Source organism: Nonomuraea sp. NPDC050153 (assembly GCF_044460125.1).
GTDB lineage: Bacteria > Actinomycetota > Actinomycetes > Streptosporangiales > Streptosporangiaceae > Nonomuraea.
The window spans coordinates 79,146-92,609 of the sequence record NZ_JBITJQ010000019.1; the positions used below are offsets into that span (position 1 = coordinate 79,146).

Below are 13,464 nucleotides of genomic sequence, written 5' to 3' on the forward strand. Positions count from 1 at the left end.
GCGTTCGACCCATTGCTCAGTCCCGGCCCGAGACCACAAGACCATGGCTGCGCTGCCGTTAGCAAGAAGGCTCCAGCCCGCGTCCCTTTGACCACCACTCCAGCCTAACATCACAGGATGGAACGGATGAGAAGACGAGTTTCAATTCCCAAGTTACGCGAGGATGACGAGACGAAGGTTTCCTCCCTATGCGAGGAACGGGTTGAGGTTCGCCGCGATATAGGCGACCTGTATCCGATGATTATCGGGCTGTGCAGGATCTGCGGTCGACGTCGGATGTATAACACTGCAATCGCAGGGCCGCCCGCACGCTGCTCCTGCACCCAGGAGGAAGCAAGCGAGAAGAAAAAGGAAATGCTCTTCATCGACAAGCTGGAGCCACTACTCGCGACTCTACCATACATAGATCCCGTTCTCGATGCACAGCGAGGCGCAAAGTACTTGCCATACTACGCATGCGGCATTGACGCTCAGCATGGAGAACGTGTTTTCATAAATCTAGGCAGACTGCCTCTTGGAGACGAAAGTCCAACATACATTTACCTAATCGATTTCCCGGATTGGCACGGCGAAGCTTTCATCAAGGTAGGAATCGGCCTAGCTGAGAGACTGCGAGCCCACGAACGGTACGGCGGAGTCGTTCTTCAGGCGATTGAGGTGCCTCGCTGGCAAGCGTATGCGATCGAGCGGAGGATACTTGCGGAATGGCCTAGCTTCTATCCGGCCACGCCTCTCCCTCAGAACGGGGATACGGAATGTCTCGTTCGCGCCATAGCAAGCCAAATACAGCTGAGTCGATATGTCAGCTTGTTCTCCGAAGGCATGACAGAGTAGACGCGACATAAGGTGAGCCTTTTGGGATAGAGCCGATAGAACTGCGGATCGACCGTTCTTGACCCGACTCTAGGAAATGATTCAAAAAGCGTCGAGCCAAGCCAACATGACGATATAGATAATCTCAATCTCGGCGATACAGAACAACCGTCCAATGACGCAGAGTAGCAGTAATCGAGGCGATTTTTAGTCCGCTGGATCACCCCCCCCCCCCAAACGAGGCGAGCCCGCGACAGATGCCGCGGGCTCGCCTGAGCTGCTACGTAAGGTTAGGTGCGGACGGGCAAGGTGAGCAGGCGAGCCTGCCGGACATCCGGAGCCGCGCTGATGAGGGCTGCGGTGGATTCAGCGGCGGCGCGAGCGACCTCCGGATAGACGCTGGTGTAAGTATCCCGTGTAAACGTGGACGACACATGCCCAAGAGTCTCCTGCACGATCTTCAGGTCCACTCCAGCGGCCAGCATCAGCGACGCCGCACCGTGCCGGAGATCGTGCAACCTCACCGGTGGCAGGCCTGCCTCGTAGGACAGGAGATAGAACTGGTCACTGACATGCTGCGGATGTAGCGACCGCCCGAACTCGTCGGTGAAGACGAACCCGCTGTCCACCCACGTCTCCCCCGCGGCCAGGCGCTCGGCCGCCTGCGCTTTGCGGTGCCCCCGGAGGGCGGTAACGGTGTCGCCGTCCAGGGCGATGGTACGGTCGCTGGCCTCGGTCTTGGGCTTGCCTTGGATGGTCTCCCAGCCCAGCTGGGTGATCTGCCAGTGCACCCCGGCCGTTCCGGCGTCCAAGTCGATGTCCTTCCAGCGCAGCCCGACGGCCTCGCCGCGCCGTAGCCCCCGTAGAGCGATCAACCTGTACAACACGACCAGCCGGTGGCCGACCGCCCGGGTGAGAAAGGCCGAGGTGTGAACTGGGGTCCACACCATCACCGGCGAAGGACGCGGGGTGGAGATGTAGACATTGATCGGATTGACCCGGCCGCCGCGTCGCTGCGGCTCGGCGGCCAGCCGTTGGTGCAGGTCCCGGTTCCAGACAGTGACCCGCTCGTCGGTCCACACCAGCGCCCTCGGCTTGTCGGCATCCGGCAACTCGACCACCGCGGCGGGGTTGAAATCGATCAGCCGATCCTGCTTGATCGCGATGTTCAGGGCGTGCCGGAGGGTGGCGCGGATGCGGTGCATGGTGCTCGGGCCGACGGGCCTCCGGTAGCGCACCTTCGCCCGCTGTTCCGGATCGTTGCTGGCGCGGGCGGTGGTGATGACGTCGTTGAACTCCTCGATCGCGTCGAACATGCCGGCTATATCGGAGACCCGCAGCCGATCCAGTCGGATATCGCCCAGGTACGGGGTGAAATAGAGCCGGATGTGCGCCTCATAGGAGCGGCGTGTGGTCTGGTCGATCTTGCGCTTGCGGCGCAGGAACTCGGTCATCCATTCGGCGACCGTGATGGTCGGGTTCAGGTCCTGGTGGGTGCGCACCTTACGCCGCACCTCCTCCACCGGCGGCAGCGCGCGGGTGTCCTTGAGTACAGCGAGCATCAGCTCAGTGATCTTTCGCCGCACCTGCGGGTCCTCATCCAACGCCAGCAGCGCACGAGCCTGCTCCAGCTCGGTCTCCGCCTCTTCCACCGTGGTAAAGCCCCGGCGGCGCAGCGGATTACGCCGCTGCCCGTCTGCGTGTGCGGGCAATTCCAGTTGGTAGGCCCATCGACCGTGCGTGGTGCTCCACCGCTCCCCCTTACCTCCGGAGCGGCGCAGTTGCGGGCAGCTCTTGCCGAGCTTCTTTCCGCTGGCCTGGTCCCGGCAGGAACAGGTCTTGTAGATGGTGCCGTTCATCGTCGCGGCTGGCCTTTCTCGTGCGACTGTCGCCTTTGTTCGTCACCCGCCCACCCGCACAGGACGCTGGCTGCCGCACATCTGGCGTGATCCCGGTGCGCAGGCACCAGCCACGGCAGAGGCCGTTGGACAACCCCAGCGGACTACCGGGTGGCCGGGCAGCCGTATCGACGCCCACCTTCACGGCCCGCGTCAAGCAATGTCCGCTGGTCACATCTACGGCGCTACGCCGGCGGCCGATTCGTTCCTGTCACTCATGTAAATACCGGCTCGAAGGCACGAGTTAGGACAGCGTCGCAGATCAAGACCTGGTCAAAATCCAGAGACAAACCACTGGGCCAAGGACGCCGTTCCGCCACCTTGACGACCTGAGCGTAAGGCGAGGTCGGGTGCCGGACAGCCTCGCGCCAATGACGCAGCGACGAGATCCCCGTCCTCATGAGCCCCGGCCACCATGAGCACGGAGGCGTGTCGACGGACCCACTCATCCACCTCTCCCGGGCCCCTGAAGAGGGCTCACCAAAGGCCCCCTCGTCTTTGCCTCATAGCCGAGCGTAAAGATCACCAGCTACAACATCCGGACCTTGTGAGTGCCTCAGAATTCGATGCCATAAGAGGCTGGTTAAAGGTTGATCAAGCCATGGCACCATGACTCTGGCCTGCGAGCTTCAGGTAGCTGAGAGGGATCACAGTGGCACCGTTCTGCCCACTCACAGGAACGGATTGCTCATGTTCGCTCGTACCGGGGTGGCGGCCGCCGCTCTGGCCGTCATGTTGGCTTCCTCTCCGGCCGCTGCCCAGCCCCTCGATGGATGGGGTGATGATGCCGGCTGGGGGTCGGTCACCGTTTCCGCCGATCGCAAGCACATCACCGTTTGCGATCTGTCCCGTGACGGCCAAGCGGTGCGGGTCGAGTACGCCACCACGTACCTGCAGGAGTGGACGGTAGTTGATGCCAACGGCCCTCGCTGGGGCTGCGGCACCGACTCGGCGTTCTTGAGCCGTATCACTGTCTTCAAGCTTTGTGAGGGGGCCAAGTACGGCTCTTGCCGACCTTCGGTCTGGGTCTCACGGGCCGGAACCCTGGGGTAGAGCTGCATGTCACCAGTGCGGTGTCCGGCTGCCTGCCGCCGGTGTCTTTGCATTCAGACGGGGCGCCAGGTAGCCGGTGTTCCTTCGACAAGGCTGGTCAGGCGGCGCTGGAGTTCGACATGGACTTCTGGTTGGTGGGATGCGCGGAGGTACGCCGCCAGGGAGCGCAGTTCGCGGGCGGCGCGGAGAGTGGCAGCGGCAGGATGATCTTCCACATCCGAATCGATGCCGTAGTCGCGACAGAAGCTGATCCAGTAGGCGCGTGAGTGACCGAAGCGGCGGTGTTGCATCATGGCCGGGACGAGGTCGGACAACACCGGACCGTGAGCGATTGAGTCCCAGTCCCCGAAGACCCAGCGGTCACGATCGCGGAAGAGATTGCCGGTGTGGGCGTCACCATGCAGGAGTCCTTCGCCGAGCGGTGGGGTCAGCTGCCGATAGTCCTGTTCGATCTCGACGCAGCGCCGCAGGAGCCAGCGGTGGTGCTCCTCTGGCAGTTCGGTGGCGTGCTGTGTGAGGTCAGCACGTAGAGTGCCCAGGGGCTGCAGGGCGGGCACGTCGATCGGAGCCCGGCGGGTATGAAGATCGCGTAACAGCACAGCCAGATCATGCGGCGCCGATGCGCTTCTGGCCGTGCCGGAGACATACCGCCAGGCGGTGGCGATCCAGCCGTGCACGGTGACGGGCTGGTCGACGGGCAAGGGTTCGATGGTGGCGAACCCCTCGCCGGCCAGCCAACGGGTCATCCGGATGGCGCTGTCCAGCCGCTGGAGTGCTTGCCGGTTTCCGGGAGCGTGTCGCATGCGCAGGACGGCGTTCGGGCCAGGCAGGTGGTAGACGGCGTTGGCGCGTAGGTGCAGCAACCGAGCGCCGTCGGACTTCAGGCCGAGCCGCGCGCTGGCGGCACTGAGCGGCGGACTGGTCATGGGACAGGTCAACCGATCCGTGCACTGTGCCGATAGTCCTTGAACTCTCGCACCCGACGATCGGAGGAGTGCGGCTGGAGACGTTGAGCAAAATCGTCCATCAGCGCGCGGCCACGAACCGAAGCAAGCTGCTTGGTCGCCGGAACAGCTCTCCGGGCATAGTGCAGCGATTGCTCAAGTTCGCCCAGTTCGAGGTAGGAGCGGGCGGCGTGGAGCTGGTTGAAGTGGGTGGAGCGCGGAAAGTCTGAGCCGAACCCCTTGAGGGCTTGCTCGGCGCACGCGGCGGCGCGCTGGTGTTGGCCGGCGAGTTGCCAGCAGTAGCCGATCTCGGCGGCCAGTTCGGCTTCGGTGAAGGTCGCGCTCCAAGTCGCGTCCCGACCGTTGCTGTCGCGGTCGAACGCGGTCTCGGCCTGTGCCAGCAGCTTGGCGACCTCTCCTACGGTGTGCGCGTCGTGGTGTTCGCGGTCGTCGTCAGCGACGGCCAGTGCGCGAGCTTGGCGGATCAGCAGCTCGGCCGTCACCCGGGAGGGTGCTCCTGCTTTGCGGGCCGCTTCCACGGCGGCGCCTGCCAGCCGGATGGCCCAGCGCCGCTGCTTGAGGTCGCAGGCCTGCTGTGCGAGGGTGGCCAGCGCCCAGGCGCCAGTCAGACCGTCTCCCGCCTGTTTGGCCAGCTTCAACGCCTGGCCGAGGTGCTGCTGAGCTTGACCGTGCTGGGCCAGGTCGTAGGCCATCCATCCGGCCAGTCGACTCATTTGCGAGGCGACGGTGAACAGCTGCGCGCGGACGTCCTCGCTGGCGCTGCCCTGCAGCAGCGGCGCCACCTTCGAGTTCAGGAAGTCCATCACCGCGGGACGTACGAGCCCGGCACCGTACTGGTGGTCCATCCGCGTGAACGCCTGATGGGCCTCCTGGATGGCTTGCACCTCTGTCATACCGACCCTGACTGACCCTGGGCCCGGCGAGGAGGTTGTGGTCGGTGGATCGAAGCTCCACGAAAGCAGCCACTCGCCAAGAACCGCCGGAGTGAACGGTAGGGCTGTCAGTAGATGACGTCGTGTTGTGTCGATCTCCCACCTCCACAAACGGCACGCCGACTCCCTACAACACCCTGCTCCGTCATCGCGCTTGTCCAGTGCGGACACGGGCTCGATATGGAGCTGTTCGACGGCCAACCAGCCCTCGACTTCCTCCACCGGCACCTGCCACGCCCGGGCGATGCGGACACGGTAGACAGGGCGCATGCTTTGCTCGGCGCGCTCCCAGCGAGCCCAGGTGGTCGCCGAGACGCCGATCAGCTCCGCGGCTTCCTCCTGGGTGAGGCTTTTGCGTTCACGTGCGCGGACCAAGCCGGGACGGCTCTTGCCGGATTGCCGTTTGGGCTGGTCCACCGCGCCACGCTCCCTCACCGTCTAGGGGACCACACAGTGTGCGACACCAACACCCATCAAGCCAGTCCCCGGCCGAAACGACCAGCAAACGACCACCGCATTGGCATGGAGCGTGACCGGGCGCGGCGAACGACCACATCACGCCGTTCACAACCCCGCGTCGCCCCGATTGCATGGACGTCGTCACAGCGCGTGACCGTTCGGGCTCACACCGACCGCGCTGGGGACCAACGGGGAGTCCTCGCCCGGCCGTGCCTGCCAGCCGCCGACGGCCGGGCGAGTCCCCTGTGAAGGAATGAGAGAGAAAGGTGGCACCGTGCTCCGTGGGGACACCGCACGAGACGAGCACATGATGCCACCGCCGGCTGGTCAGATGCGGGAGAGGCAGGGCTTTGCCTTCCTCGCCACCAGCCTCACCGCGGTGTGGCCGGGATTGGCTCTTCCCGGTGAAGCGCCCCGGCGAACACCGTACTGCCACCGTCGGCCCTGGCCAGTACCGCCTCAAGGGGTGGCCCATGACCGGCATATCTCCGGATTCGGGCCGCCCATTCCCCTAGCAGTCTCCTGCGCGCCGTCCAAGCCTGCTTGCTCGACGCGGTTCGCGGCGGCCGGGCCGGGGAGGGCAGATGCCCCCGAAAGCGTAACCGTCTGCCCTCCCTCTCAGCCGGTCCACACTCATCACAGCCCGGAATCCGAGCTGCCGAGTGCGTTAACGCTGCCGGTGTCGCTCTCGCCCGTGTCTATGGCCGTGGCGCGCCACCGGCAATCAAGGCAGTCCATTCCCCTGTCGGCCCGTATGCCGGACCGCAGGGGGCCTATCCACGCTTGGAAAGAGCAGACAAGTGGTTCACGACGGACGTGGCCTCAAGACGGACAACCGTCGACATGCTGAGCAAGCCGACGAGCTCGTACGTCATCACGGAGCAGCCATCAGAATCCGGTGCAGCTGCAGTCTCCTGAGCAGTGGAGGCCGGGCTCCGTGCTGAGGTGGGATCCGTATCAGCGTTCGGAACGCGACCCGGTCCGAGTCAGGGAAATCTCATGCTGCGACGTCTACGAGTACGTCTGTCAGGGCGGGGAATATGTGATCTTTCGCCGCAACGATGAGGGCCGCCGTGAGGAGACGGCACGCGGGCCTCGTCTCCGAGCCCTCAAGGTGTGGCAACAACTTCTCGCCGAGCACGACCGGACCTGCCACCAGGCCGAGGACTCGCCATCGCGGCAAACCACTCCGGCAACCGACCCCGCGCCACAGGCCAGGAGGCGGGTCCGCTGAGACGATCTGGTCGGCCCACCTCTTCGAGCGGGATGCTCGTAGAGGTGGGCTCCAGGTGGATGGGCCCGTGGCACCCTGCGGGCACGCCGGGTGCCACCTGATGTCACGACGTCGGCCCTGCGCACCGCCTCAGCCGCTAAGGCTCCGTTGGGACGGCTTCGGCGTTCTGGCCGACGTCAGCCTCGCCTGATGTGGACCCGAACCGCTCGTCGTCTCCATTCCCCAAGAACGCATGTACGCCGCGAAGCGGCACCGTGTAACGGCCGCCGATTCTCAGAATGGGGCAGGGGAACTGGCCGACTCGAGCAAGCCGGTATGCCTTGGTACGACCCATCCCCAGCATCCGCCCGGCTTCAACGACACCCACCACCAAAGACGGCTTCGACACCGCGGACGCCTCGGAGGCATGTTGCTCTGCAGAAGCATTCTGTTCGGCAACGATCTGAGAGGTCTGATCCTTCATTGATCAACACCCCCCAAAGAGGAGCCCGGCGGCTTACGGAACACCACCAGGTCCTCGTGCGCGACCGCGTGGATCGGTATGCCGCGCGCCCAGCCTTTGCGTGCCTCATGGAGTTGGAAGAATGACGCCCGGTTGAGGAGTTGGCCGTCGCCGAGCCCGCACAGCAGGCACACGATCCGATCGGCGAACACCAGCCCGGCCTTCTCGGCTAGGTGGTGGACGTGGCCGGGTAGGTCGACCAGCTCGCCGCGTACCCGGTATGGCCGCACCGTGATCGCCACCACGCCGCCCGGCCGCAGCAGTGTCACGCATCCGGCCAGGATGCGGCCGAACCCGTCGAGGAGTTGCGGGAGCTGCTGGTGGGCGAGGTTGTCGCGGTCGGCCGAGTAGCGCTGGTTCCACTTGCGCACGCCCGGCTCGCCGGTGTCGCGGGTGGAGCGGATGTGCCCGTGCGTGGCCGCTCCGTACGGGGGCGAGGTGAGCACCAGTGCCGCCCGGCCGGCCAGGTCAGGCAGCAGCCGGGCGATGTGCCGGGAATCTCCGGCCACCACCTGCCCAAACCCCGCCGCCCCCTGCTTGCGGGCGTGACCGAGGTTGGCGACCGCCAAGCGTGCCCACCTTTCCTCGTACTCCACGCCCGCGGCGTGCCTGCCGAGATGCGCGGCTTCGACGAGGGTGGTGCCGATCCCGCACATCGGATCGACCACCAGTTCACCCGGACGGGTGTAGGTCTCGATCGCCCGGGCGGCGATCGAGGGCAGCATTTTGCCTGGATGCCTCATCGACTCCGGCACGTACCGGTCCTTACGTTGAATCCGCGACGGCTTTTGCCCCGTCGCCCATACCGACGTGGTCACCTCCACCATCAACGCTCACCCCCGGTCTGAACCGAACCCTCGGCGCCGTTTGGCTCGACGGCACCTTCCGAGGCCAGGGCCGTCGATCCGTCAGGGCCCGAGGGCGTCCTGGGTTTCGTGAAGATGAGCAGGTCGCTGTGCGCGCGAGCGCTCGCCGGCAGCCCGGGGCATTCCGGCGGCTCCTGGATCGCGGCCAGGGCACAGTGGGAGAGGTCCGGGTCGATGTGCTCACCGCGAGCGGGATGCCGCAGGGCGATGATGTGCTGCAGGTACACCAGCCCCGCCTCGCGGGCCTGGGTGATGATCTGCGGCATCGGGTCGACCACACCGGCTTCGCGGTGCAAGCCGGTGACCACGGCCAGGTGCCCGCCCGGCTTCACCAGCCCTGCTGCGCAGGTGACGTCGAAATCCTCGGCTTCACCCTCGGTGCCCAGCCGGTCAGTGGGCTTGGACCGGCTCAGGGGCTGTTGGCAGGTCTGCTCGGTCACCACCAACCCTGCACCGCCCGCGAGATCGGCCAGCGCCGAGGACTCATCGCGAGGATCGATGACGCGCAGTTCGGTGACCTCCAGGTCATAGTCGGGGTGTGTGCGCGCGAGGCAGGTCCAGGACACACCCGCGCGAGCCACGTCGGCGAAGACGGCCACCGGCAGGCAGCCCGCCGTCAGCGCGGCCGAGACCAACTGGTGATCGCTCGCGCCGAGGTGAACCACCGTCTCGCCGGGCCGGGTGCACGCGGCGACGAGGTGACGGGCCAACCGGCCGCTGACCGGATGGCAGCAACCCGCCGGACAGGTCGCGATCGATTCGGTGTCGGCTTCCGCCAGCCACACCGACAGCGGCAGATGTCCCCGAACCGCATCCCGAACCTCCCCAACCAGGCGAAAGCCTGGCTCACCGAGCCGAGCGTCCGGTTCGGATGCGAGGAACGAGGAGCCGGTCGTGGCAGGCGCGATGAGAGGGCAGGAACTCGCGGTTGTGGAAGCGGTTGAGGTGGTGGGTTCGGTCATGTGGGTGTGGCCCGAGTACCGGGCCACCGATCCCTGTCACTGTTCCAAATACCTGCCGCAGGACCCGAGTTAGGACAGCCCATCAAGCAAAGGTTCGACAATGCCAGCGGTGTCGTGCCCTCGCCGGATGCGCCGAGCGGGCCCGGGCTTCCTATCAACAGCCTGGGGCCGGATCGTGTGGTCAGGCACTCACCTGATCATTGAGGCTGTCTCGCACCTGGAAGGACGCATTTCGCATCCCACCTGTACCTTCACCCTCCGCAACCAGCCGACCACGCAGATAATGGCACGGTGCGGGTCGGACGCTGAGGGGGTCCGGCCTGTACGGTGTGCTGGTCCGGCGTACCACCCGTCCAGGTCAGCGCCCATGTTCCCGCATCTCCTTCCTCCGACATCTCGCCAAGGACGCCGTTTTCGCAGGTCACAGCGCTTTCGTGCAGGTTCCGGGCAGCGTCCGTCACCGGCTCTGCCACGGTTGCCCGGTGTTGATCTTTTGCAGCGAAAGTTGAGCATTATCACTGAAGGCTGGTGACTGCCAGGTTTCTCACCGATGGTTAAGCGCGCAGGTCAGAGCGCTGTGTCGAACGTCGGGACGAGGGAACCGCTGCGGCCCCAGGCACATGCGCGGCCGTGCCGCCACGTCTCGAAGGCGCTGCGCAGCCCTCTCACCTGCGGTGTTCCCCTCACTCAAACTTCGATGACAACGCTCAACCTTCGCTGCGAGAGGTCAGGTGTCCCCGGACACGGGACCTTGAGCGCGTACCACCGAAGTGTGGGTGATCGCTACTCTGGCCATCATGCACACGCGACTGAACCAGATCGTGGTGGATTGCCAGGATCCGCAGAGCCTGGTGCGCTTCTGGGCCACCCTCCTCGGCGGTGACCCGGTGGATCACGCCCGGGGCTGGTCCCATGTCGAGCTACCGGGGGGCGTACGGCTGGCGTTCCAGCCGGTTGCCGAGGACAAGGCCGTGAAGAACCGACTGCACCTGGACATCGAGGTCGACACAATCGAGGAGGCTGCCACCCACGCGCTGCGGCTGGGCGCCACGCGGATCGGCGAGACCGTCACTGACGATCAAGGCTCGTTCCAGGTTATGGCCGACCCGGAAGGCAACGAGTTCTGCTTCGTCTGTCATCGAGCCGCCGCTGCGTGATCTGCCTTCCCGGGATCGCTCAGACTTCGGCGGCATGCGCTCAAGGTCTCCTGTCAAAGGCGACCCGGCACCGTGGACGGGTGCGACCTACCCTGGGACGACGGCACAGCACGACGTGCCAGAGGGAGGCGATCTGCATGCCGAGCCAGAGGAACGAACTGGCCGAACGCCGCTTCGCCAAGCTCGTCAACCAGGTCAAGGCGATGATGTCCGCCTGTCTCAAGCCGGAGTACCGCGGCTTCTACGGCCAGCTCGTACTCGCCCGCGAAGCGGTGACCGAGCTGGGCGAGGTGGCCGAGGTGCGACGGGCCGCACGGGCGGCGGGACGCCAGCTCGGCTGGCGGGTCCGAACCCATGTCTCCGACGACGGGACCGTCATCATCATCGACGACCGCGACCCGCCCCAGGAGGTCCATGAGCTGGCGGCCCGCCGTTCCGCCGAGGCCGTATCGGCCCTCATCACCCGAGCGCAAGCCGAGGCCCGCATGCGCCGCACCAGCGCGCCCCCAATCCGCCCACGCGGCCCAGGCGAGGACCTCTGAGCGATCGCACTGCAGGCCAAATCCCGTAGCGGCGCCCCAGAGCCCGCCAGGGGCCGGGCCTTGGTCCACTGCGTTGACGCAACTTTGACCCGAGGCTTTCGGCCTCATCCCATTACCGCAGGTCACGGCAGCTTTCCGGGCGCGACGTCATGGATCCCACCTTCTTGCTACCCCACGGGCGCACGCCCCGATTCCAGCGTTTTCGCAGGTCACTCATAATTCCGGAGGCTGATCCAAGCTTGGCGCGATCTTTGCCGTGCCCGATGTCTGATCGTTTTCTGCCCGGTTGCTGTCCGGGCGCTGTGGCGGCATAGCGACGTCCGAACCGAACACGCCTTTTCGGGAGCGTCGCTATGTCCCACCCGGTCCGTCTCTCCACCGACACCACCGATGCGGCCATCACCAGCACGACCATCACCGGCCCGACCGATCGTCCGGCCGTTACCGGTCCGTCCACGGCCCACCCGGCCCCAGCCGAAACGTTGCCCACTGGCGACCTCGAAGCGGAGAACGCGCAACCCGGCCAGGCGTCCGATGGCGTCGGCGGCAGCCCGTGCCGTCTGGCCGGCTCGCTGCCGCTGGATGTGGCCGAGCATGCCTTCGCCCTGCTCATGCGAGGCCCTGCCCCACTGTCGGTCGATGGCGCGCAGCTCGGGCACGGGCTTCCGGCCCGGCCGATCCCGCTGAACGAGCTGCGGGAGATCCTGCTGCATCCGTCCTGCTCACGCACCACCCGTGACCACGTGTGGCGGCAACTCATCGACCAGGCCCGCACCCATCGAGGAGCGTGGATGGTCGCCGCCGTCACCATGGCGATCCCGATGCTGCGCCGCCTCATCAGCACCCTCGCCAGCAAGATCCCGGCCGAGCGGATCGACCGCGAGGACCTGGAAGCCGAGGTCCTGACGGCCTACATGGAAGCCATGTGCCGGGTGAATCTGGCCTGGTCACACCCGCTGCTACGGCTGTCGCGGCTGACCCACATCGCCGTCATCCGCGCCCACGCCACCGACCAGCCCGCTCTGCTGGCCGACCCAGATCTCACCGACCGAGCCGACAGCGGACACCAGACGCTCGCCTACCCAGCCGGCCACCCTGACCTGCTCCTGGCCCGGGCCGTCGCCCAACAGATCATCACCGATGAGGAGGCTGAGCTGATCGCCTTCACCCGGCTGGAGGGCGTCCCGCTCAGCTCCTACTGCCGCCGCCGTGGCCTGCTCTACTGCACCGCGATCAAGCGCCGCCAGCGCGCCGAAACAGCCCTCTACCAGGCACTCCAGGCTGGCGACGTGCCCAGCGACCTGTAGCGATCGCACAGGGGCCGACGCAGTTCAGCCAGCAAAGACTGCACAAAATCCGCTGGCCCCGATGTCCTAACTCGGCTCTTCACCCAGGTCTTTTACCAGGTGAGAAGGCAGCGCGGAGGGTGCCGAGCCCGGTAGCGGGACCGTACCTGGTCACCGGTCCCTGTCACCCGGCCCAGCCCACCCACTCCGCCCGCTGAAGGAGGACGCCCACCCGGCCCCGCAGCCGGGCCCGGCACCTCCGCGCCGCCCTCACCCGCATCGCATCCAGCACGACCGTTCCGGGAGACAGAACATGACATCCGGCCCGCGCCGCACCACCGCCTCGTCCCAGTCCCACAGCCTCAAAGTCCTGCTCATCGCCTTGGTGATCCTCGGCGGCATCGTCCTGGGCGCCCTGCTCGAATACGCCATCGCCCACGCCACCACCGCAGCCACGCCCGTTTCTGGCCCTGTCTCAGCCCCTCTGTCTGCCGCTGTCTCTGTCTCCGGCGAGGTTCTGGCCGCACCGGCCTCGCTGAATGCGGTGATCGACAATCTGCGCAACGTCATCGTCGGCCTGCTGGTGGCCCTGGCCACGCTCTTCCTCACCGTCGGAGGAGTCCGCTACATCCTCGCAGGCGGCGATCCCGGCGAAGTCGAAGCAGCCAAAAAGACCCTGCGCTACGCCGCCCTCGGCTACGGCATCGCCGTCCTCGCTCCCCTGCTCGTCACCATCCTCAAAGGCATCGTGGGCGCCTGATGCCCCGCCACCAACACGGCCATATCAGGCGAAGG

12 protein-coding genes are annotated in these 13,464 nt (G+C 66.0%); 6 read left to right on the forward strand and 6 right to left on the reverse strand.

From position 1 onward, the window contains the following. The first annotated feature begins 117 nt into the window (after positions 1-117). Positions 118-834 (forward strand): hypothetical protein, encoded by a 717-nt coding sequence (locus ACIBQ1_RS36770; protein ID WP_397284022.1) that lies wholly within the window; start codon positions 118-120, stop codon positions 832-834. A 269-nt stretch (positions 835-1,103) separates the two neighbouring features. Here ACIBQ1_RS36770 and xerC read toward each other — a convergent pair whose 3' ends face one another. Continuing rightward, positions 1,104-2,672 carry a tyrosine recombinase XerC gene (xerC, locus tag ACIBQ1_RS36775; RefSeq protein WP_397284024.1) on the reverse strand — a complete coding sequence of 523 codons (1,569 nt, stop codon included), beginning with the start codon at positions 2,670-2,672 and terminating at the stop codon, positions 1,104-1,106. Positions 2,673-3,401: 729 nt separating this feature from the next. On the opposite strand from xerC, the gene ACIBQ1_RS36780 reads away from it, so the two are divergent. Then, a complete protein-coding gene (locus ACIBQ1_RS36780; protein ID WP_397284026.1) occupies positions 3,402-3,764 on the forward strand; it encodes a hypothetical protein in 363 nt (120 codons plus the stop codon). A 53-nt stretch (positions 3,765-3,817) separates the two neighbouring features. Here ACIBQ1_RS36780 and ACIBQ1_RS36785 read toward each other — a convergent pair whose 3' ends face one another. The 5 genes from ACIBQ1_RS36785 to ACIBQ1_RS36805 all read right to left on the reverse strand — a co-directional run bounded on the left by ACIBQ1_RS36785 (position 3,818) and on the right by ACIBQ1_RS36805 (position 9,684). Continuing rightward, on the reverse strand, positions 3,818-4,690 hold the full coding sequence (locus ACIBQ1_RS36785; protein ID WP_397284028.1) for a phosphotransferase: 873 nt from the start codon (positions 4,688-4,690) through the stop codon (positions 3,818-3,820). A gap of 8 nt (positions 4,691-4,698) precedes the next feature. After that, a complete protein-coding gene (locus ACIBQ1_RS36790; RefSeq protein ID WP_397284030.1) occupies positions 4,699-6,078 on the reverse strand; it encodes a helix-turn-helix domain-containing protein in 1,380 nt (459 codons plus the stop codon). 1,412 nt (positions 6,079-7,490) lie between these two features. After that, on the reverse strand, positions 7,491-7,817 hold the full coding sequence (locus ACIBQ1_RS36795) for a helix-turn-helix transcriptional regulator (RefSeq protein WP_397284032.1): 327 nt from the start codon (positions 7,815-7,817) through the stop codon (positions 7,491-7,493). Beyond that, positions 7,814-8,683, reverse strand: a complete 870-nt coding sequence (locus tag ACIBQ1_RS36800; protein ID WP_397284034.1) for a TRM11 family SAM-dependent methyltransferase — start codon at positions 8,681-8,683, stop codon at positions 7,814-7,816. Before ACIBQ1_RS36800 ends, ACIBQ1_RS36795 begins: the two co-directional genes overlap by 4 nt. After that, positions 8,683-9,684, reverse strand: coding sequence for a hypothetical protein (locus ACIBQ1_RS36805; RefSeq protein WP_397284036.1), 1,002 nt, complete (start codon positions 9,682-9,684; stop codon positions 8,683-8,685). The genes ACIBQ1_RS36800 and ACIBQ1_RS36805 overlap by 1 nt, the downstream gene beginning before the upstream one ends. Before the next feature lie 797 nt (positions 9,685-10,481). Between ACIBQ1_RS36805 and ACIBQ1_RS36810 the strand changes: the two genes are divergently transcribed. From ACIBQ1_RS36810 to ACIBQ1_RS36825, 4 genes are all read left to right on the forward strand, one after another. Then, positions 10,482-10,841: a VOC family protein gene (locus ACIBQ1_RS36810; protein ID WP_397284038.1), complete on the forward strand. Its 360-nt coding sequence runs from the start codon at positions 10,482-10,484 to the stop codon at positions 10,839-10,841. A gap of 137 nt (positions 10,842-10,978) precedes the next feature. Further along, complete coding sequence (locus ACIBQ1_RS36815) at positions 10,979-11,383, forward strand: hypothetical protein (protein WP_397284040.1); 405 nt, start codon at positions 10,979-10,981, stop codon at positions 11,381-11,383. 353 nt (positions 11,384-11,736) lie between these two features. Then, entirely contained in the window at positions 11,737-12,690 is a 954-nt protein-coding gene (locus tag ACIBQ1_RS36820; protein WP_397284042.1) for a hypothetical protein, read from the forward strand. A 292-nt stretch (positions 12,691-12,982) separates the two neighbouring features. Next, positions 12,983-13,429, forward strand: coding sequence for a pilin (locus tag ACIBQ1_RS36825; RefSeq protein WP_397284044.1), 447 nt, complete (start codon positions 12,983-12,985; stop codon positions 13,427-13,429). Positions 13,430-13,464: the final 35 nt, after the last annotated feature.